This window comes from Pseudomonas sp. S2_B07, assembly GCF_054668435.1.
Genome location: NZ_CP162769.1, coordinates 5,458,299 through 5,479,324, shown reverse-complemented (window position 1 = coordinate 5,479,324; position 21,026 = coordinate 5,458,299). Strand labels below are relative to the sequence as shown.

The 21,026-nt window shown below is 52.9% G+C and carries 17 protein-coding genes and 1 pseudogene; all 18 read right to left on the bottom strand.

Translation table 11 applies throughout. The features are described 5' to 3' along the window. Positions 1-56: 56 nt before the first annotated feature. On the bottom strand, positions 57-1,139 hold the full coding sequence (locus tag AB4N43_RS25280; RefSeq protein ID WP_460152117.1) for an EpsG family protein: 1,083 nt from the start codon (positions 1,137-1,139) through the stop codon (positions 57-59). 40 nt (positions 1,140-1,179) lie between these two features. Then, a complete protein-coding gene (locus tag AB4N43_RS25275) occupies positions 1,180-2,088 on the bottom strand; it encodes a glycosyltransferase family 2 protein (RefSeq protein ID WP_460152116.1) in 909 nt (302 codons plus the stop codon). Then, positions 2,088-3,383, bottom strand: coding sequence for an O-antigen translocase (locus AB4N43_RS25270; protein ID WP_460152115.1), 1,296 nt, complete (start codon positions 3,381-3,383; stop codon positions 2,088-2,090). Before AB4N43_RS25270 ends, AB4N43_RS25275 begins: the two co-directional genes overlap by 1 nt. Beyond that, positions 3,367-4,512 (bottom strand): dTDP-4-amino-4,6-dideoxygalactose transaminase, encoded by a 1,146-nt coding sequence (rffA, locus tag AB4N43_RS25265; RefSeq protein ID WP_460152113.1) that lies wholly within the window; start codon positions 4,510-4,512, stop codon positions 3,367-3,369. The genes AB4N43_RS25270 and rffA overlap by 17 nt, the downstream gene beginning before the upstream one ends. Further along, entirely contained in the window at positions 4,509-5,069 is a 561-nt protein-coding gene (locus AB4N43_RS25260; protein WP_460152112.1) for an acyltransferase, read from the bottom strand. Before AB4N43_RS25260 ends, rffA begins: the two co-directional genes overlap by 4 nt. A gap of 38 nt (positions 5,070-5,107) precedes the next feature. Further along, complete coding sequence (gene rfbA, locus AB4N43_RS25255) at positions 5,108-5,986, bottom strand: glucose-1-phosphate thymidylyltransferase RfbA (RefSeq protein WP_460152111.1); 879 nt, start codon at positions 5,984-5,986, stop codon at positions 5,108-5,110. 265 nt (positions 5,987-6,251) lie between these two features. Further along, positions 6,252-7,289, bottom strand: coding sequence for an LPS O-antigen chain length determinant protein WzzB (locus tag AB4N43_RS25250; protein ID WP_460152110.1), 1,038 nt, complete (start codon positions 7,287-7,289; stop codon positions 6,252-6,254). A gap of 262 nt (positions 7,290-7,551) precedes the next feature. Then, positions 7,552-8,628, bottom strand: coding sequence for a dTDP-glucose 4,6-dehydratase (gene rfbB, locus AB4N43_RS25245; RefSeq protein ID WP_460154229.1), 1,077 nt, complete (start codon positions 8,626-8,628; stop codon positions 7,552-7,554). A gap of 229 nt (positions 8,629-8,857) precedes the next feature. After that, complete coding sequence (locus AB4N43_RS25240; protein ID WP_059182369.1) at positions 8,858-9,097, bottom strand: LapA family protein; 240 nt, start codon at positions 9,095-9,097, stop codon at positions 8,858-8,860. A gap of 11 nt (positions 9,098-9,108) precedes the next feature. Beyond that, positions 9,109-9,417 (bottom strand): integration host factor subunit beta, encoded by a 309-nt coding sequence (ihfB, locus tag AB4N43_RS25235; RefSeq protein WP_059182368.1) that lies wholly within the window; start codon positions 9,415-9,417, stop codon positions 9,109-9,111. 146 nt (positions 9,418-9,563) lie between these two features. Then, positions 9,564-9,842, bottom strand: a complete 279-nt coding sequence (locus tag AB4N43_RS25230) for a hypothetical protein (protein WP_027924114.1) — start codon at positions 9,840-9,842, stop codon at positions 9,564-9,566. Between the two features lie 214 nt (positions 9,843-10,056). Further along, entirely contained in the window at positions 10,057-11,748 is a 1,692-nt protein-coding gene (gene rpsA / locus AB4N43_RS25225; RefSeq protein WP_027924113.1) for a 30S ribosomal protein S1, read from the bottom strand. Between the two features lie 120 nt (positions 11,749-11,868). After that, positions 11,869-12,558 (bottom strand): (d)CMP kinase, encoded by a 690-nt coding sequence (gene cmk, locus AB4N43_RS25220; protein ID WP_027924112.1) that lies wholly within the window; start codon positions 12,556-12,558, stop codon positions 11,869-11,871. Beyond that, a complete protein-coding gene (locus tag AB4N43_RS25215; RefSeq protein WP_059182367.1) occupies positions 12,555-14,762 on the bottom strand; it encodes a bifunctional prephenate dehydrogenase/3-phosphoshikimate 1-carboxyvinyltransferase in 2,208 nt (735 codons plus the stop codon). Before AB4N43_RS25215 ends, cmk begins: the two co-directional genes overlap by 4 nt. A 28-nt stretch (positions 14,763-14,790) precedes the next feature. Further along, positions 14,791-15,903, bottom strand: coding sequence for a histidinol-phosphate transaminase (gene hisC / locus AB4N43_RS25210; RefSeq protein ID WP_027924110.1), 1,113 nt, complete (start codon positions 15,901-15,903; stop codon positions 14,791-14,793). A 10-nt stretch (positions 15,904-15,913) separates the two neighbouring features. After that, positions 15,914-17,008 carry a prephenate dehydratase gene (pheA, locus tag AB4N43_RS25205; protein WP_007899727.1) on the bottom strand — a complete coding sequence of 365 codons (1,095 nt, stop codon included), beginning with the start codon at positions 17,006-17,008 and terminating at the stop codon, positions 15,914-15,916. After that, positions 17,008-18,093 (bottom strand): 3-phosphoserine/phosphohydroxythreonine transaminase, encoded by a 1,086-nt coding sequence (gene serC, locus AB4N43_RS25200; RefSeq protein WP_027924109.1) that lies wholly within the window; start codon positions 18,091-18,093, stop codon positions 17,008-17,010. Before serC ends, pheA begins: the two co-directional genes overlap by 1 nt. Before the next feature lie 265 nt (positions 18,094-18,358). Beyond that, positions 18,359-21,014: pseudogene (gene gyrA, locus AB4N43_RS25195) on the bottom strand (DNA gyrase subunit A). Between the last annotated feature and the right edge of the window lie 12 nt (positions 21,015-21,026).

The following is a 21,026-nucleotide window of genomic DNA, read 5'->3' as shown; positions in this document are numbered from 1 at the left end:
GCAAAAGCAACGGGCGTCCTACAAAGCTCTTGGTGCTTGTCAGCAATATCATATTTCTACCCTCCCTGGACAGGGATAGCTCTTCTTTGTGCGGCACGCCGCTTACCATTAGCAAAATTGTTACTAATCGCACGAATGACGTAAGCCAATTCCAACGGATAGAAAATCCAGGAATAAATACCAAACCTGTCATTATACGCCACGTCAAACATCGCTATATGAAGACAAGAAAGAAAGGCACTAACATAGAAGACATAAGCCTCCCGTTTATTGACCTCCCCACCCAGCACCTTCAGTATCACCAACAATATTACGGCAAGCGACGAAAACACCCAAAAATCCCATCTGAAGCCGGTCACATAATCAATATTATCTACATCACTGTAGTTAATAACTAACCCATAACCAGACAAAAAATCAAACAACAAGGCAACCAACAAACCAAGGAGCTTCGAATACGACGCAAGTGAAACCACTAGCCACAAACCGACGACACCATAGACACCAATCTTCAAGACCAATCGTCTAAACAAAAGAAATGGAAAATAGACGATGGATGATTTATGAAACAAAGTAGCAATCAATGTAAAAATCACACCGCGATTCCAGTAGCCTCTAGCCCCAAAATACAGCGAAAGATTTATGAAGCTCAGCGCAAAGCCTTGCCGAATAACATTGGCGGTTAAAGAAAAGAAAAACGGATAAAACAAAAACGCGCCAAAAACAAACAGCGACCAAGGAGACTGACGGCCAAATACCGCCTTGGCCAACAAATAATATGACCACAAATACACAAATGTAATTAAGTAAAAGAAGCCCCGATAACCAAGCGACAAGTAATCAAACAATTGCATTATAGCAATAAAGCCTGGTTCGAACGTTTGGAAGGGGTTTTCCACGCCGGAATTCAAATCTTTATAAAAATCGATATAAACTGGCGTATCACCGTCCATATCAAATGGCCGATTAGATATGTAGTGTGAGACGATGGCAATTGCGAAAAACACCACAAAAATCTCTATGGCGCGATTGACGTCTATCACCCTACGATCGCGCACCAGGGTCTGAGCGGCCGCGAACAAAAACAACAAAGCGCTCACAAGATAAAACGCTGTACCGTAAAGATTTAGACTTAACATCCTATCGCCTCAACCACTTCCGAACCACAAAGCACATCCATCAGCGGATCTTGCTCGCAGGCCCCACACGCTTACGAACGTTTACTGTCTCGATAAATTTGCGCAGACGAAAACAGTGTAGATTTCGTACAAAAAACATGAAATTTTTGGCGGTACATTTGCGAGTTGACTTTGCCATCGCTACAAATGTTATAAGGAAATTAGAATACAGATCAGTCCTTAATTTTGGCTGCGAATGAAAATACTCATACAAATCATCAAGGTAGATTGTGTATGCTTTAATTTTTCCGGCTGCTGTTGACAAGTACGAACCCGCAGACGGATTACACCTATATCTAACCAACGGTGCATTTATATATGCCGCCTTTTTATCCGGAAGCAAAGAATCAATAACAAAAAACCATTCCATAAATTCACGATCGATCATTGCTCGTCTGGACGTCCTTCGATAGGAGTAGGAACTGTGAACGGCAATGGCGCCCCAACGAGCCATTTCTTCGAGCGATATTAAAGACACCATCTGCGTATCCGCATCTGGATATCGTGTTTCTGACGAATACGAATGATCATCCGAAAAATAAATTGCCTTGTGAAACACTACGTTCACTTCAGCGTTATTTTTAAAAACATCATATTGCCGCTGTAGTTTCCCCGGCAGCATGACGTCATCACCATCAAAGTGATAAACGATATCGCCAGATGCCATTTTATGCACGCCGTGATAATTCAACGCCGCGCCAACATTCTTATCTCTTAGCAGAAGTTTGAGTCTGCCCGGATGCCTGTCAGAATAAGCACGAATCCTTTCCTGGGTGCGATCAGTCGAGCAATCGTCCGAGACTATAATTTCACAGTCAAAGTCGATTTCCTGAGAAAGTATGCTATCCAGACACTGTTCGATATAATCTTCCTGATTATAGCAGGATACCACTACGCTCCCGGTCAACATTAAAAACTCCTCCGTCTATAAATCATAAACCCGATAATTGAAACAACAAAATACACGACGTTCATTACCAAGTTGGCGAGAAAAACACCCTCGACCCCCATTCCGGTGTGCAGAGAACAGAGGCTCAACCCACAAAAAATCAAACCTTGAGTCAACTCACTTACTAGGTATATTCGCAATGCAGCCTTAGCCACCACAACAAAACTTATCACATAAGTGGTGACACGAAAAAAATCAGCCAACAACTGATATTTGATTAGACCTTCAAGATCCACAAACTCAGCAGAAAGCAATAATGGAATAAGAAATTGTCTCAAAGTATAAAAAACTGCGGCACCCAATACAAATATCGCCATTACAAGCTTCATAAACTTCAGAACCAAGGGCGTTATCTGTGAAACTTCAGCTTTTTCTGACACCATTGGCATGAAGTACACGGCAAGAAAAATGGTGAAAAAACCCATATAAGCACTTGATAGCTTGATGGAGGCTTGCCAGATACCGGCAGCTACAAACCCAACGTGGTCAATGATTTGTTCGCGAATTATTATTTCTATCAATGGAACACTGACAGCACCCACCATCGCCATCAGCGTGAACGCCAGTAGCCGTTTAAACCCTTGGGACTCGAATTTGAAACCTATCGGCAACTTAAAAAAGATTGACCGCCGATAGAAGTACAGCGCTGGGATCGTATAGAGCGAGAAAAAAAACACCATCGATAGCGCTGCACCGACAAGGTGAAAACTCTTGATCAGAATCCAGCTCACGGGCAGCACAAGCACATTCCCTACAATCTGAATGATTGCGTACGTCTTGGTGTCCCGCAGCCCGTTTGTCACTCCCGTCACTAAATTAGTGAAGGCAAATCCAAATTGAGCGACAGAAAGAAAAACAATAACCCAGTAATAGTCCGGAGTTTTAAAAATATACTCCGATAAAAACCCGGAAAACACACACCCAAACAAACAAATAACTATGCAAAATATCAAAGAATAAGCCTTTGATACTGCAACTGTGTTAATCAACTGTTTAGGTTGCTTTTTATATTGAGCTACATACTTAATAAGACCGTTAACAACCCCTCCACCCGCAAGTAAAGACAGAAAGGTGACTGCGCTCATGAAGTGACCAAGCTGCCCCATGCCTCCAGCGCCGAGGTAAACCGCAATGAGCTTAATAAAAGCGAAACCCACCCCAATCTTGGAAACCTGAGCAACGGTAGTCAAAGCGGCGCTGATGAGCGCACGCTTTTTGTCAGAAGCACCAAATGCAACCTTACTGGAAGGTTGCATTTACCGCACCGATCACAGCCGTAGTGACTCGCTCCATTTCCGCCTCTTGCATGCCATACCAGATTGGCAGGCGAATAAGACGCTCACTCTCAATAGTAGTATTCACATCAGTGCCATGAAAACGCCCAAGCCGCAATCCGGCAGGTGCAGAATGTAGCGGGATGTAATGAAAAACAGCACCTATGCCCTGTTTTTTCAGAATATCCAAAATCTTGCTGCGAACGTCGATATCCCGGACTTTTATATAAAACATATGCGCATTGGCAGCGCAATCATCCGGAATACTCGGGAGTTCAATGCGCCCCTCTTTAGAGACTTCTTGCAATGCATTGAAGTAATAATCCCAGACATCATGCCGAGCCTTGTTGATTTGATATGCTTTTTCGAGTTGGCCAAAAAGATAGGCGGCTTGAAGTTCCCCCGGAAGATAGCTACTACCTACGTCGACCCAAGTATATTTATCAATCATCCCGCGAAAAAACAGACTGCGATTAGTACCCTTTTCGCGAATAATCTCTGCTCTAACGACAAATTGCTCATCATTGATAATCAGCAACCCGCCCTCGCCACCGCTGGTGTAGTTTTTTGTTTCGTGAAAACTATATGCGGCCATATGGCCGATGGTGCCTAATGCCTTACCTTTATAGGTAGACATCATGGCTTGAGCAGCATCTTCGATCACGAACAAATTATGTCGTTTTGCAATGGACATAATTGTATCCATTTCGCATGCAACACCTGCATAATGAACAGGAACAATGGCCTTCGTCCTATCAGTTACTGCGGCCTCGATAAGCGATTCATCAATGTTCATCGTGTCAGCACGGACATCGACAAATACTATCTTCGCGCCACGCAATACAAAGGCGTTGGCGGTGCTGACGAACGTATAGCTGGGCATTATGACTTCATCGCCAGGCTGTATATCAATCAGCAATGCAGCCATCTCCAGCGCCTGAGTACAGGACGGTGTCAACAGTGCTTTCTTGCAGTTCAGCTTTTCCTCAAACCAACTCTGGCACCGTAGCGTGAACTCGCCATCACCCGACATCTTCCCGCTTCGCATAGCAGTAATGACGTGCTGGTCTTCATTGCCGGTATAAGGTGGTTTATTGAATGGAATTGTCATTTTAATTCACCCAAAAATTTTTTTTCCAAATCCAGGAGATCCTGTTTGCGCTCTTTCACACGAACAGCGGGTATACCCACATAAATCCCCCAAGGATCTGTACTTTTAGTCACCAGCGCCATCGCACCGATTGAACAGCCTTCTTTAATTGTGGTGCCCGGCATTATTGTAGCGCCGGCCCCGACTATTACATGACGGTCAAGCTGAACCTTGGCAAATTTCTCATCTTTATATTTCTTCGGAATCAACGAATTAGTCAGCGTCACGCCGCTGTAGTCATCCGATTGAGCGAATATCTTTACACCATAGGCCAACGTACAAAAGTCCCCAAACTCAATCCCGGGCTCACCACCCGCCACGAGGCACATTGGCGTAATATGATTATATTTGCCAAATATTACCCGTCCCGACACCACACAGAAATCGTCAATCCTTGTGTAATCACCAAGCTCTATCAACTCAGGGTTATAGATACTTGCCTTATCACTAACTCTTACTTCTTTACCAAGTTTCCGGAAACCTAATTTTTCCAGCTGTGCTGCGCTCAAGTACGCCATAGATCACCCGAAAGGAATCAACTTAAACTTCAAAAAAATCACTGTCCGTCATGCTCTGCAATCAGACTGAGCAGGTATTGGCCGTAGCTATTCTTTTTCAACTCGTTAGCCGTTACAGAAAGCTGCGCAGTGCTCAACCATTTATTCTTGAACGCAATCTCTTCCAGGCAAGCGATTTTGAAACCTTGACGCTTTTCTATTGTTTCAACGAAATGTGAAGCTTCGAGCAAACTTTCATGGGTGCCAGTGTCCAACCATGCAAATCCTCGCCCGAGAAGCTCAACATGCAAATCACCGCGCTCCAGATATGCCTGGTTGATCGATGTAATTTCTAACTCACCGCGCGCCGACGGTTTAACTTTTTTTGCCAACTCAACAACATCGTTATCATAAAAATACAGGCCGGTTACCGCAAAATTCGATTTAGGCTTTAGTGGCTTCTCTTCAATCGAGATCGCTTTTTTACTCTCATCAAACTGAACCACACCGAATCGTTCCGGATCTTTCACTTGGTAACCAAATACGGTGGCGCCACTTTTGCGTTTAGAGACGGCCTGAAGCATCGTCGTAAAGCCTTGCCCATAAAAAATGTTATCACCAAGCACCAAACACACGGGGCCCTTGCCAATAAACTCTTCACCGATAAGAAACGCCTGCGCCAGACCATCAGGCTGCGGTTGTACTGCATAGCTCAGGCTAACGCCAAACTGGGAACCATCAGCAAGCAGACGCTTAAAGCCAGCCAAATCTTCTGGCGTGGTGATGATTAGAATGTCTCGAATACCAGCTAACATGAGGACAGAAAGCGGGTAAAAAATCATAGGCTTGTCGTAAATGGGCAACAGCTGCTTGGATACCCCTTTTGTCAGTGGATACAAACGAGTTCCCGAGCCGCCAGCCAGAATGATACCTTTCATTTTCTACCCTCCCGCCTGATCCTAGGCGCCTCACAGCATTGTTACAAATATCGATTTACCGGGCGCGATTATACATTTTTTCAGCCCTTTTTTGCCCGGAAACCGATGTGAAGCAGCCTCCCCGACTGAATCCTTTAGCCGCAAAAACCGTCAAAACCAACAAAACTAAAGGGCCCAATGCCACCACACATAGAAGCCCCGCATCACAGTTAACAAATAGATAAAAACAGACTATTCATACCCTCTCTGTCTTTTTCTAACGTTCTTATTTGTTATCTTGCTCCCTTAAAAGGGAATTACGAATTAGCGCAATTACCACACCCAACATTAACCCCAAGATCAACCCGATCGAAATAACAACAGGGATCTTTGGCTTCACAGGCGAACCGGAGACCTCTACAGAGCCATCCATTCTAAATGTTTTGGCAATCTGAAACCTTTCCGACAACTGCTTATAAAAATTATAATCAGTTTCCAGACCACGCAACTTGTCAATGAACGGGTCTTCGGATTTCCTGGATTTTAGATTCTCAATTTCAGCTTCCAGCGCTTTCGTACCGCGCATATAGGTAAGCTCATCATCCATTTTTCCCGCAATATTTAGCGAGGATTTTGAACCACCACTAACGATAGGCGGCTTTTCCAAACCGATAGCTTTTGCGACAACCAAAGCCTCATTCAGTTTGACAAGTGTATCTTCCCTGTCCTTTCGCCCTACTTCCCGGAGCGAAACGATTTCTTGATTGAGGTTTCGGGCTTCCACATTAAACTCACTGGAGATGTTTTTATTTATCTCCTGTAACGCCAGTTCTTGTGCCCTCTCTGCATATTGCCCTACCCACTTAGCTGCCTGACTGGAATCCGCGTCGAGAATGACAATCGAATACCGATCCGCTGTATCTTTTCCCACAACGGAAATCAACAGATTTTTCGACAACTTGTCGTACAGCAATCCCTTGGGATCGCTGTCTTTTCCTAATGCAGGCAGATAGGTACCCTTGAAAAAATCCCTACGAAGAGATTCAGCTTGCAGATTTTTAAGAAAGACAAGATAAACATCTTTAACCGCCAAGGAAGGAAGTTTCTTCCGCCCGTAATTTAGACCCTCTATATCATTCTGCGTAGGCGGCATAATGAAGGCTTTTGCTTCATAAATTGGCTCGGAAAGAAAAGCATAAGTTGTCGCAATAATTGTTCCCAGCAAAGCCATGCATAAAATTATAATCTTCTGTCGCCATAACGTAAAAACGAGGGCATGCATATCGAGCCCTTCAGCATCAGAGTCTTTGGAGTCAATCTGCATATCCTGGAACCCTTGAAATAGAAAAAATTACAATCTTTAGAAAAACAAACCGGTCAGGGTTTGCGATGCTAGCAAAGCGCGGCTTTGTTAGTAGTTCAACGGACGTCGGCAGGTTCCGGAGCAGCAGACAAGAACGCTTCCTTTGAGCTTTATTCCGGTCATTTGTTCAATAATCCCCTGAGCATAGGTCTATTCCGCGCTTCAACTGGCCAACATTGAGAGAAATTTTACGGCCGACGCTGCGCATTCGCTGCAACGTGCTTCATGCCATGTTAGAGCGGTCTGTGTAATTCTGATCAATCCACTGCTGGTAGCTGCCGCTTTTGACGTGTGCCACCCACTCGGTATTAGCCAGATACCATTCGACGGTTTTGCGCATACCGGTTTCGAAGGTTTCTTCCGGCGACCAGCCCAATTCGCGCTGAATTTTACTGGCGTCAATTGCGTATCGCTGGTCGTGGCCTGGACGATCCTGGACGTTAATGACCAAGCTTGAGTGCGGGAGATGTGTCGAGTCAGGACGCAACTCGTCAAGCAATGCACAGACGGCATACACCACTTCGATGTTTTGCTTTTCGTTATGACCACCGATGTTGTACGTCTCGCCAATAACACCATCAGTCACAACTTTGTACAAAGCACGGGCGTGGTCTTCGACATAAAGCCAATCGCGAACCTGGTTGCCTTTGCCGTAAACCGGCAACGGCTTGCCTTCCAGCGCATTGAGGATGATCAGCGGGATCAGCTTTTCGGGGAAATGGCACGGACCGTAGTTGTTTGAACAGTTGGTGACCAATGTCGGAAGGCCGTAGGTCCGGCTCCAGGCACGAACCAGATGGTCAGAGCTTGCCTTACTGGCGGAATAAGGTGAACTCGGTTGATACGGCGTAGTTTCGGTGAACAGGTCTTCCGGACCTTCAAGGTCTCCGTAAACCTCATCAGTCGAAATGTGGTGGAAGCGGAAATTGGCTTTGCGCCCATTGTCCAGTGCAACCCAGTAGTGGCGTGCGGCTTCCAGCAGGGTGTAAGTGCCGATGATGTTCGTCTGGATAAATTCCGATGGCCCCGAAATCGAGCGGTCAACGTGCGACTCTGCGGCCAAGTGCATGATGGCATCTGGTTGGTGTTCACGCAGAACGCGGTCGACTTGATCACGATCGCAGATGTCGACGCGCTCGAACACATAGCGTTCGTTCTGGCTAACTTCGGCCAATGACTCGAGGTTACCGGCGTAAGTCAGCTTATCGACGTTAACCACGGAGTCGGCAGTATTGGAGATGATATGACGGATGACTGCCGAGCCGATGAACCCGGCGCCGCCGGTTACTAGAATTTTCACGCGAAAACACACCCTTTGAGTTACTGACAGGGCCGTCAACCGAGCGCTGCCTAATCCATGAATGCAAAAGCCGTCTTCTAAGCTGAGGCTTCTGACAGTGTCAGTCTGTACCGATGCAGGACAGTGCCATTATCGGACAAGCGCAGCATTTTACAGCTTAATGACGCTTTTACTAATGGATATAGACAAGCTGTGAAGCGAATTCTTGATGCGCCTGAGGTTTTCGTGATCAGACAAGACGCTTGCGGGAAGATCTGGACGCCCGCCCCAGAAACCACCCTAGAATAGGCCCAATCAGCATACCAAACAGCAGCGCAAGAACCATGACCAGCGATACTGGCATTTGCGGAACTGACCAGCCGAGGAACAGCAATGAAACCGACTGCTGATTTTCAAGCATGAAAGCCAGAACTGCCAAAATCAGCAACAGGACAACTATTGCGAGTAGTACGCGCTTGAGGTTACGCATGCGCCGATCCTTTATTCATGAAGGCCAAAACCCTCCTCCTCTTCCTCATTGACCCGATCGCGCAACTCCTTCCCCGGCTTGAAATGCGGAACGAACTTACCGTCGAGGCTGACGGACTGGCCGGTTTTTGGATTGCGACCTACGCGTGGTGCACGGTAATGCAGTGAGAAGCTGCCAAACCCACGGATCTCGATACGATCCCCTGTGGCGAGGCATTGGGACATTTGCTCAAGCATGGTCTTGATGGCCAGCTCCACATCCTTGGATGAGAGCAGCCCTTGATGGGTGACAATTCGTTCGATCAACTCCGACTTCGTCATATTTTTCCCTTCTTTTTCAAGCAGCTAGGAAAAGCGCTTCAAAGGTTTTAGCATGCTCGAAAGAATTTGAACAGCCCGAGTTTTCACATATATTTTCAAGCCCCGGGGATGCCATATAAACCCCGGCTCCCCGATATAGCCCTCACTCAGCGACAGATAACCAACATGGTCCGCGTCAGGTAGCCCGCCGGATTGAAACCAAAAGGGAATTCATCCTCGTCCTTGGCGTCATCAGACCTTGCGACGACCTTATACCCTGCCGCCTTACACTCCCTATCCGCACGCTTGCGACACTTTTCCCACCCGGACCCCAGCCCGGAACAGTCAATCTCAATACCACTGACCCCGCGCACGACATGAGTCTTGGCATTAGTGGTACAACCCGCCAATGTCAGTACTGCTATTACGACAATGAGCTTGTTCATTCACTTCCTTATGCCGGGCGGCTTGCCCGACTGTCGTTCACTTCAGGCTAAAGGTTAGCTGCAAACAAACGATTGATCCGATTAAAGAAAGAGACAACTTATCGGGGATATTGGTTTCACAATCCTTGCAGCCAAAAAGCATCGGCGAGACCACCAAATCGCAGGCACAAAAAAGGGCGACCGAAGTCGCCCTTTTTCTATGGTCTGACAGAACTTAGTTCTGTTTTTCCATTTGTGCACGCAACAGGTCGCCCAGAGTGGTAGGACCAGCAGCGACGTCAGCAGCAGGCTTGTCTTTCAAGCTCTGGATTGCTTCTTTCTCTTCAGCATCGTCTTTCGACTTGATGGAGAGCTGGATTACACGGCTCTTGCGGTCAACGCTGATGATCTTGGCTTCTACTTCCTGGCCTTCTTTCAGAACGTTGCGCGCGTCTTCAACGCGGTCACGGCTGATTTCGGAGGCTTTCAGAGTCGCTTCGATATCGTCGGCCAGAGTGATGATGGCGCCTTTAGCGTCAACTTCTTTCACGATGCCTTTAACGATTGCGCCTTTGTCGTTCTCTTGAACGTACTCGGAGAACGGATCGCTTTCCAGTTGCTTGATACCCAGGGAGATACGCTCGCGCTCTGGGTCAACCGACAGGATAACGGTGTCCAGCTCGTCGCCCTTCTTGAAGCGGCGAACGGCTTCTTCGCCCACTTCGTTCCAGGAGATGTCGGACAGGTGAACCAGACCGTCGATGCCACCGTCCAGACCAATGAAGATACCGAAATCGGTGATCGACTTGATGGTGCCGGAGATTTTATCGCCCTTGTTGAACTGGCCAGAGAAATCTTCCCATGGGTTAGATTTGCACTGCTTGATGCCGAGGGAGATACGACGACGCTCTTCGTCGATGTCCAGAACCATAACTTCCACTTCGTCGCCGACTTGTACGACTTTCGAAGGGTGGATGTTCTTGTTGGTCCAGTCCATTTCGGAAACGTGTACCAGGCCTTCAACGCCTTCTTCCAGCTCAGCGAAGCAGCCGTAGTCGGTCAGGTTGGTTACACGAGCGGTAACGCGAGTGCTTTCTGGGTAACGGGCTTTAATAGCAACCCATGGATCTTCGCCCAGTTGCTTCAGGCCCAGGGAAACACGATTGCGTTCGCGATCGTACTTCAGAACCTTGACATCGATCTCGTCGCCAACGTTGACGATTTCGGAAGGATGCTTGATACGCTTCCAAGCCATGTCGGTAATGTGCAGCAGGCCATCGACGCCACCCAGATCGACGAATGCGCCGTAATCGGTGAGGTTTTTGACGATACCTTTGACTTGCTGACCTTCCTGCAGGGATTCCAGCAGAGCTTCACGCTCGGCGGAGTTCTCGGCTTCGAGGACGCTGCGACGGGAAACGACAACGTTGTTGCGTTTCTGGTCGAGTTTGATGACCTTGAATTCCAGCTCTTTGCCTTCCAGGTGCGTAGTATCGCGCACAGGGCGGACGTCAACCAGAGAACCTGGCAGGAACGCACGGATGCCGTTAACGTCGACAGTGAAGCCGCCTTTAACCTTACCGTTGATAACGCCCTTGACCACTTCTTCGGCTGCGAAGGCTGCTTCCAGAACAATCCAGCATTCAGCGCGCTTGGCTTTTTCACGGGACAGCTTGGTTTCACCAAAGCCGTCTTCAACCGAGTCCAGAGCAACGTGAACTTCGTCACCGACGTTGATGTTCAGTTCGCCAGCGTCGTTGTAGAACTGCTCAAGCGGGATGAGTGCTTCAGACTTCAGGCCAGCGTGAACGGTTACCCAGCGAGCTTGGTAATCGATATCAACGATAACACCGGTGATGATGGAGCCTGCCTGAAGGTTCAGGGTTTTTAGGCTTTCTTCAAAGAGTTCCGCAAAGCTTTCGCTCATTTTAATTCCTGTTGATGAGGGCGAAGACTACGCCCATCTCCACACCCCAGACGGTATGGGTTAGTTTCATTTAAAAGAAGCCACCGCAGGACTATGACTGGTCCCCCGCGGCCTTCTTGGTCACCCGGCGATATCGCGAATGGCGATCTCGCTCATGATGCGTTCCAGCACCTGATCAATGGACAATTCCGTGGAATCCAGCTGTATGGCGTCAGCCGCCGGTTTGAGCGGGGCTACCGCTCGCTGGGTGTCACGCTCATCGCGGACACGTATCTCATCTAGCAGACTCGACAGACTAACACCATCGACTTTGCCCTTCAACTGCAAGTATCGACGGCGCGCACGCTCCTCGGCACTGGCAGTGAGGAATATCTTCAAGGGCGCGTCCGGAAAAACCACCGTGCCCATATCCCGGCCATCGGCTACCAGCCCCGGCATTTCCTGGAAAGCACGCTGGCGCTGCAGCAGCGCCTCGCGTACGGCGGGCAATGCCGCAACCTGGGATGCACCGGCGCCGACACTTTCAGTACGAATCACATCACTGACTTCGTCGCCTTCCAGAATGATTCGCTGCAGTTGACCGTCCGTCGCAGCGATGAACTGCACGTCCAGATGTGCCGCGAGCGCCTTCAGCAATTCTTCATTGGTCAGATCAACACCATGATTGTGCGCAGCGAACGCCAGCAAACGGTACAGCGCACCGGAATCCAGCAGATTCCAGCCCAGACGTTTCGCCAGAATCCCGGCGATCGTGCCTTTACCGGAACCGCTCGGGCCATCGATGGTAATGACTGGCGACTTGTTGATCACGACTGAGCCTCTTCAGCAACCCGGATACCGACCTGCGCGCACAGCGTAAGGAAGTTCGGGAACGACGTCGCGACGTTGGCGCAATCGTGGATGCGGATCGGTGCAGTCGCGCGCAGCGATGCCACGCTGAACGCCATGGCAATCCGGTGATCGCCATGACCATGCACTTCGCCACCGCCGATCTGGCCGCCGTCAATGATGATGCCATCCGGGGTCGGCTCGCATTTGACGCCCAGCGCCAGCAAGCCATCGGCCATGACCTGGATCCGGTCCGACTCTTTGACCCGCAGCTCTTCGGCACCACGCAACACCGTGCGCCCTTCGGCACAGGCCGCGGCCACGAACAGCACCGGGAATTCGTCGATGGCCAGTGGAACCAGAGCCTCGGGAATCTCGATACCTTTAAGTTTAGCTGCACGTACGCGCAAGTCCGCGACCGGTTCGCCGCCGACTTCACGCTGGTTTTCCAGGGTGATATCGCCGCCCATCAGGCGCAGGATGTCGATCACGCCGGTACGGGTCGGATTGATGCCGACGTGTTCGAGCACCAGCTCAGAACCTTCAGCGATCGATGCGGCCACCAGGAAGAACGCGGAGGACGAGATGTCGCCCGGCACTTCGATGTGGGTCGCGGTCAGCTTGTGCCCGGACTCGACCGATGCAGTCGCACCGCTGACACTGACCGGATAACCAAAACCTTGCAACATGCGCTCGGTGTGGTCGCGCGTCGGGGCAGGCTCGGTAACGGTGGTCTTGCCTTCAGCGTACAGACCCGCCAGCAGCAGGCAGGATTTAACCTGGGCACTGGCCATTGGCATGGTGTAGGTCAAGCCCTTGAGCGTGTGGCCGCCACGAATGATCATCGGTGGACGACCTTCAGCAGCGGTCTCGATCACGGCGCCCATTTCACGCAGCGGATTGGCCACGCGATTCATCGGGCGTTTGGACAGCGAAGCGTCACCGGTCAGGGTGCTGTCGAAGTTCTGCGCAGCCAACAGGCCAGACAGCAGACGCATCGAAGTACCGGAGTTACCCAGATAGATCGGGCCGGGTGCCGGCTTCAAGCCATGCAGGCCGACACCGTGGATGGTCACACGACCATGATGCGGACCTTCGATCACAACACCCATGTCACGGAAGGCTTGCAGGGTCGCCAGAGCGTCTTCGCCCTCGAGGAAGCCTTCGACTTCGGTGACGCCTTCGGCCAGGGAGCCAAGCATGATCGAACGGTGGGAAATCGATTTATCGCCCGGTACACGAATCCGCCCAGTCAGGCGGCCACCAGGTTGTGCCAGGAAAATCAGGTCGTTGGAGTTCATAGCGTCCACATAGGCCCGGCGGGCCAGGATTTTACTGAAATGCTCGCGGGCAACCCGGGCGCGCGTGAACACGCCCAACAATTGGTGCCCATCCCCTGCATCGACCGCGTCGCGCAAGGCGTCGAGGTCGCTGCGAAATGTATCGAGTGTGCGCAGGACAGCTTCGCGGTTAGCGAGGAAGATGTCGTGCCACATGACCGGATCGCTTCCCGCGATTCTTGTGAAATCGCGGAAACCGCCGGCAGCGTAACGGAAGATCTCAAGGTTTTCATTGCGCTTGGCCAACGAATCGACCAAACCGAACGCCAACAGGTGCGGCAAATGACTGGTCGCCGCCAACACTTCATCGTGGCGCTCGACCTGCATGTGTTCGACATCGGCGCCCAATTCGCGCCACAGACGGTCGACCACTGCCAGCGCGGCCGGATCGGTTTGATCCAGCGGCGTCAGAATCACTTTATGACGACGGAACAGCTCGGCGTTGGAGGCTTCCACCCCGCTCTGCTCGGAACCGGCAATCGGATGCCCCGGCACAAAGCGCGACGGCAGGCCGCCAAACGCTTCGGTTGCCGCACGGACGACATTGCCTTTGGCGCTACCGACGTCGGTCAGAATCGCCGATCCGAGATCCATTGCCGCCAAGCGTGCCAGCATCTTTTCCATGGCCAGGATCGGAATGGCCAGTTGAATCACGTCAGCGCCCTGGCAAGCAGCGGCCAGGTCTTCTTCACAGCGATCCACCACGCCCAACTCGACCGCCAGCTTGCGCGACTGCGGATCCAGGTCAACCCCGACCACTTCGCGGCACAGGCCGCTTTCACGCATGCCCTTGGCGAACGAACCACCGATCAATCCCAGACCGACCACCACCAGGCGACCGATCATAGGTGCAGCAGATTGCAGCGCAGTGACATCAACCACGAGCCAGAACCTTGGTCAGCGCCTCTAGGAAGCGGCTGTTTTCCGCTGGCAAACCGATCGTGACACGCAGGTGGTTCGGCATGCCGTAGTTGGCCACCGGACGCACGATCACGCCTTCGCGCAACAGCCCCTGGAACACCGGTGCAGCCACGCGACCGAGATCGACGCAGATGAAGTTGCCCTTGGACGGGATCCAACTCAGCCCCAACTCACGAAAACCGGCTTCCAGTTGCAGCATGCCGGACTCGTTCAGGCGACGGCTTTGCGCCAGGTAGTCGACGTCTTGCAGCGCAGCGCATGCAGCGGCCAAGGCCAGACTGTTAACGTTGAACGGCTGACGCACACGGTTCAGGACGTCCGCGACCACGGCGGTGGACAAGCCATAGCCGACCCGCAATGCCGCCAGGCCATAGGCCTTGGAGAACGTACGAGAAACCAGCAGGTTCGGATAAGCCGCCAGATAATCCAGGCCATCCGGCAAGTCGCTGCCCTCGGCGTATTCGATGTAGGCCTCGTCCAGCACGACCAGCACATGCGCCGGAACATCCTGCAGGAATTCGTCCAGTGCCTCGGCATCGAACCAGGTTCCGGTCGGGTTGTTCGGGTTGGCAATGAAGACCACGCGAGTGTCGGCATCGATCGCCGCCAGCATGCCCGACAGGTCATGCCCCCAGTCTTTGGCCGGAATCACTTTGGCCTGGGCACCGACGGCCTGGGTCACGATCGGATAGACCGCAAACGCATGCTCACTGAACACGGCATTGAGGCCCGGCGCCAGATAGGCACGCGCGACCAGCTCCAGAATGTCGTTGGAGCCATTGCCCAGCGTCACTTGATTCAGTTCGACGCGGCACTGCTCGGCCAACAGGGTCTTGAGCGCAAAACCATTGCCGTCTGGATAACGGGTCAGCTCGGCCAGCGCATTCTGAATCGCCGTCAGCGCCTTGGGACTCGCGCCCAACGGGTTTTCATTACTGGCCAGTTTGACGATGCTCGCCGGATCAAGGTCCAGCTCGCGCGCCAGTTCGTCCACAGGCTTGCCCGGGACGTACGGCGAAAGTTGTTGCACGCCCGGCTGTGCCAGGGCGAGGAAGTCATCACTCATTTGCTACCCCTTAGAGAACTGCTTTCGGGTAGGAACCCAGCACTTTGAGTGCCACTGCTTCCTGACTGATCTTTTCCAGCACACCTTTGACCAATGGATCGCGATGGTGGCCGACGAAGTCGATGAAGAACACGTAGGTCCATTTACCGCTGCGCGACGGACGCGTCTCGATGCGCGTCAGGTCGATACCGTTGTCGTGGAACGGCACCAGCAACTCGTGAAGCGCGCCCGGTTTGTTGCTCATGGAGACGATGATCGAGGTCTTGTCGTCGCCGGTCGGCGGCACTTCCTGGCTGCCGATCATCAGGAATCGCGTGGAGTTATCCGGGCGATCCTCGATTTTCTCGGCCAGACGGGTCAACCCGTACAGACCAGCGGCCATGTCGCCGGCAATCGCCGCCGAGTTCCACTCACCTTTAACCCGCTTGGCCGCTTCGGCGTTGCTGGACACCGCCACGCGCTCGACATTCGGGTAGTGTGCGTCCAGCCACTTGCGGCACTGGGCCAGCGATTGGGCATGGGAATAGATGCGACTGATGCTGTCGGTCTTGGTGTTTTCACCGACCAACAGGTGGTGGTGAATACGCAGCTCGACTTCGCCACAGATCACCATGTCGTGTTCGAGGAAGCTGTCCAGCGTGTGGTTGACCGCGCCCTCGGTGGAGTTCTCCACCGGGACCACGCCAAAGTTCACCGCACCGGCCGCCACTTCGCGGAACACTTCGTCGATCGCCGCCATCGGCTTGCTGATCACCGCGTGGCCGAAGTGCTTCATGGCTGCGGCTTGGGTGAAGGTGCCTTCAGGGCCGAGGTAAGCCACTTTCAGCGGCTGCTCGAGCGCCAGGCACGAAGACATGATTTCGCGGAACAACCGCGCCATCTCTTCATTGCCCAGTGGCCCCTGGTTACGCTCCATCACGCGTTTGAGCACCTGGGCTTCACGCTCAGGACGATAGAACACCGGCACTTCGCCTTCGGCCAGCGAGGCCATCTTTACTCGCGCAACTTCCTGGGCGCAGCGTGCGCGCTCACTGATCAGCTCCAGGACTTTTTCGTCCAGGGCATCAATGCGCAGGCGCAGTGCCTTGAGTTCTTGCTCAGACATTAGCCGTGTTCCTTCTCGAACTCTGCCATGTACGAAACCAGTGCGTTGACCGCAACGATGTCGACGGCGTTATAGATGGAGGCGCGCATGCCGCCTACGGAACGGTGGCCCTTGAGATTCAACAGGCCACGCTCGTCGGCACCGGCCAGGAACGGCTTGTCCAGACGGTCGTCAGCCAGACGGAACGGTACGTTCATCCACGAGCGATCCGGCTTGTTGATCGGGTTGCTGTACAAGCCGCTGGCGTCGATGAAGTCATACAACGTGCGCTGCTTCACTTCATTGAGCTTGCCGATGGCCTCAACACCACCCTGCTCTTTCAGCCACTCGAACACCAGGCCGGACAAGTACCAGGCCAGGGTTGGCGGGGTGTTGTACATCGAGCCGTTATCGGCCGCGACCTTGTAGTTGAGCATGGTCGGGCACAGGGAACGGGCGTGACCCAGCAGGTCTTCACGAACGATGTTGACCACGATGCCGCTCGGGCCGATGTTTTTCTGGGCGCCGGCGTAGATCATGCCGAAGCGCGAAACATCGACTGGACGCGACAGGATGTCCGAGGACATGTCGGCCACCAGCGGAACATCACCAGTTTGCGGAATCCACTGGAATTCCAGGCCGCCGATGGTTTCGTTCGGCGCGTAGTGAACGTAGGCCGCGTCTTTCGACAGGTTCCATTCGTTCTGACCGGGAATAGCAAAATAGTCGTAAGGCTTGGCAGTCGCGGCGACATTCACATTGCCGTAGCGCGAAGCTTCTTCGATGGCTTTCTGCGACCAGATACCGGTGTCGATATAGTCGGCAGTACCGTTTTCCGGCAACAGGTTCAGAGGAATCTGAGCAAATTGCTGGCTGGCGCCGCCTTGCAGAAACAGCACTTTATAGTTCGAAGGGATATTCAGCAGATCACGCAGATCCTGCTCGGCCTTGGTGGCAATGGACACGAACTCATCACTACGATGGCTCATTTCCATGACCGACAGGCCCTTGCCGTGCCAGTCAAGGAGTTCACCCTGAGCGCGCTGCAGGACAGCTTCGGGAAGTGCCGCAGGACCGGCACAGAAGTTATAGGCTCTCTTGCTCACATCCAATCTCGCTCTGATTTGGTGGTAATCACGCAATAAATCACAACATCAATCGACACAGAGTCCCTGCTGAAGCACAGCTTTTGTAGGAGTGAGCCTGCTCGCGAATGCATCACCGCGATGTGTCAGACATACCGCGGCGCCTGTATCGTCGGAACGCCGCCCGGAGCTGACTCACTCCTACAAGGGACTCCATAGGTGTCGATATTTTCATACGGGACAAACAACAAGGGGGCGAATTCTCATCCGCCCCCTGTTTGTTCGCTTACTCTTGTGGCTCTTCGTCAGCGGCGGCATCGAGTTGCTGATCATCAACAACGTCGTCGATCACGACTTCGCCGATGAACTCTGCACCCTCTTCACCTTCCAGCTCTTCACCTTCGACTTCCGATGGCTCCTGAACCCGCTCCAGACCGACCAGCGTTTCATCGCTGGCCAGCTTGATCAGGGTCACGCCCTGGGTGTTACGACCGAGGCTGGACACTTCGTCGACACGGGTACGAACCAGGGTGCCCTGGTCGGAAATCAGCATGATTTCCTCACCATCGAGCACCTGGACCGCGCCGACCAGTCGGCCGTTACGGTCGTTGCTGACCATGGCGATAACGCCCTGACCGCCACGTTTGTATTCAGGGAACTCAGTGATCGCCGTACGCTTGCCGAAACCACGCGCCGAAGCGGTCAGGATCTGGCTGCCTTCTTCCGGGATCAGCATGGAAATCAGCTTCTGGCCTTCCGGCAGACGCATGCCACGAACACCGCGAGCGGTACGGCCCATGGCGCGAACGTCGGTTTCCTTGAAGCGAGTGACCTTGCCGCCGTCGGAGAACAGCATGACTTCGCGCTCGCCATCGGTGATGGCGGCAGAAATCAGTACGTCACCTTCGTCCAGCTCCAGCGCGATCAGACCCACGCTGCGTTGACGGCTGAAGGATTCCAGCGGGGTCTTCTTCACGGTGCCTTTGGCGGTCGCCATGAAGATGAAGTGACCTTCGGTGTATTCCTCGACCGGCAGCATGGTGGTGATGTATTCATCACTGTCCAGCGGCAGCAGGTTGACCAGCGGACGACCACGAGCAGCGCGGGACGCTTCTGGAATTTCGTAGGTTTTCAGCCAGTACACTTTGCCCTTGCTGGAGAACAGCAGCAGCGTGGTGTGGCTGTTGGCGACCAGCAGGTGAGCGATGTAGTCCTCATCTTTAACGCCGGTCGCCGATTTGCCTTTACCGCCACGACGCTGAGCCTGGTACGCAGCCAATGGCTGGGTCTTGGCATAGCCACCGTGGGAGATGGTCACGACGCGCTCTTCTTCCGGGATCATGTCACCCAGGGTCAGGTCGAGACGGGCATCGAGGATCTCGGTGCGACGCACATCACCGTACTCGGCGCGGATCACTTCCAGTTCTTCGCGGATCACTTCCATCAGGCGCGTGGCGCTGCTGAGGATGCGGATCAGCTCGCCGATCTGGTTGAGGATCTCTTGATACTCGGCCAGCAGTTTTTCGTGTTCCAGACCGGTCAGACGGTGCAGACGCAGCTCCAGAATGGCTTGCGCCTGTTCTGGCGACAGGAAGTACTTGCCGTCGCGCAGACCGTATTGCGGGTCCAGGGTCTCCAGGGCGGCAAGAATCGGCACCAGCGCGTTCAACCATGGCCACTACGGCGGAGGATTCCCAGGCTGTGCTGATCAGCGCTTCCTTGGCTTCCGACGGCGTTGGCGAGGCCTTGATCAGGGCGATGACCGGGTCGATGTTCGACAGGGCAACCGCTTGACCTTCCAGGATGTGACCGCGTTCGCGGGCTTTACGCAGTTCGAACACAGTACGACGGGTAACGACTTCGCGACGGTGACGAACGAAGGCTTCCAGCAGGTCCTTGAGGTTCAGGATCCGTGGGCGGCCGTCGATCAGCGCGACGATGTTGATACCGAACACCGCTTGCAACTGGGTCTGGGCGTAGAGGTTGTTGAGGATCACCTCTGGCACTTCGCCGCGACGCAATTCGATCACAACGCGCATACCGTCCTTGTCGGACTCGTCGCGCAGCTCGGTGATGCCTTCAAGCTTCTTCTCTTTCACCAGCTCGGCGATCTTTTCGATCAGACGGGCTTTGTTGAGCTGGTAAGGGAGTTCGGTAATGACGATCTGCTGACGGCCACCGACCTTGTCGATGTCTTCGATCGTCGAGCGGGCACGCATGTAAATGCGGCCGCGACCGGTGCGGTAGGCTTCGATGATGCCGGCGCGACCGTTGATGATCGCGGCGGTCGGGAAGTCCGGACCGGGGATGTATTGCATCAGCTCATCGATGGTCAACTCAGGGTTGTCGATGAGGGCCAGGCAACCGTCGATGACTTCACCGAGGTTGTGCGGCGGAATGTTGGTCGCCATGCCCACGGCGATACCGCTGGAGCCGTTGACCAGCAGGTTGGGAATACGGGTCGGCATGACCGCCGGGATCATTTCGGTGCCGTCGTAGTTCGGCACCCAGTCCACGGTTTCTTTATGCAGGTCAGCCAGCAGCTCGTGCGCCAGCTTGGTCATGCGCACTTCGGTGTATCGCATGGCCGCGGCGTTGTCGCCGTCCACCGAACCGAAGTTGCCTTGACCGTCTACCAGCAGGTAGCGCAGCGAGAACGGCTGTGCCATGCGGACGATGGTGTCATACACCGCGGTATCACCGTGCGGGTGATACTTACCGATGACGTCACCGACAACACGGGCAGATTTCTTGTACGGCTTGTTGAAGTCGTTGCCCAGCTCGCTCATCGCGAACAGCACACGCCGGTGCACGGGCTTCAAGCCATCGCGCGCATCCGGCAGGGCCCGCCCGACAATTACGCTCATTGCGTAGTCGAGGTAGGACTGCTTCAGCTCGTCTTCGATATTGACCGGGAGGATTTCTTTGGCCAGTTCGCCCATGAGAAGCTCGAT

Bases quoted from the DNA above. Each gene is read 5' to 3' on its own strand.
- AB4N43_RS25280 (WP_460152117.1), bottom strand. From the start codon at position 1,139: ATGTTAAGTCTAAATCTTTACGGTACAGCGTTTTATCTTGTGAGCGCT.
- AB4N43_RS25275 (WP_460152116.1), bottom strand. From the start codon at position 2,088: ATGTTGACCGGGAGCGTAGTGGTATCCTGCTATAATCAGGAAGATTAT.
- AB4N43_RS25270 (WP_460152115.1), bottom strand. From the start codon at position 3,383: ATGCAACCTTCCAGTAAGGTTGCATTTGGTGCTTCTGACAAAAAGCGT.
- rffA (WP_460152113.1), bottom strand. From the start codon at position 4,512: ATGACAATTCCATTCAATAAACCACCTTATACCGGCAATGAAGACCAG.
- AB4N43_RS25260 (WP_460152112.1), bottom strand. From the start codon at position 5,069: ATGGCGTACTTGAGCGCAGCACAGCTGGAAAAATTAGGTTTCCGGAAA.
- rfbA (WP_460152111.1), bottom strand. From the start codon at position 5,986: ATGAAAGGTATCATTCTGGCTGGCGGCTCGGGAACTCGTTTGTATCCA.
- AB4N43_RS25250 (WP_460152110.1), bottom strand. From the start codon at position 7,289: ATGCAGATTGACTCCAAAGACTCTGATGCTGAAGGGCTCGATATGCAT.
- AB4N43_RS25240 (WP_059182369.1), bottom strand. From the start codon at position 9,097: ATGCGTAACCTCAAGCGCGTACTACTCGCAATAGTTGTCCTGTTGCTG.
- ihfB (WP_059182368.1), bottom strand. From the start codon at position 9,417: ATGACGAAGTCGGAGTTGATCGAACGAATTGTCACCCATCAAGGGCTG.
- AB4N43_RS25230 (WP_027924114.1), bottom strand. From the start codon at position 9,842: ATGAACAAGCTCATTGTCGTAATAGCAGTACTGACATTGGCGGGTTGT.
- rpsA (WP_027924113.1), bottom strand. From the start codon at position 11,748: ATGAGCGAAAGCTTTGCGGAACTCTTTGAAGAAAGCCTAAAAACCCTG.
- AB4N43_RS25215 (WP_059182367.1), bottom strand. From the start codon at position 14,762: ATGATCGGTCGCCTGGTGGTGGTCGGTCTGGGATTGATCGGTGGTTCG.
- hisC (WP_027924110.1), bottom strand. From the start codon at position 15,903: ATGAGTGATGACTTCCTCGCCCTGGCACAGCCGGGCGTGCAACAACTT.
- pheA (WP_007899727.1), bottom strand. From the start codon at position 17,008: ATGTCTGAGCAAGAACTCAAGGCACTGCGCCTGCGCATTGATGCCCTG.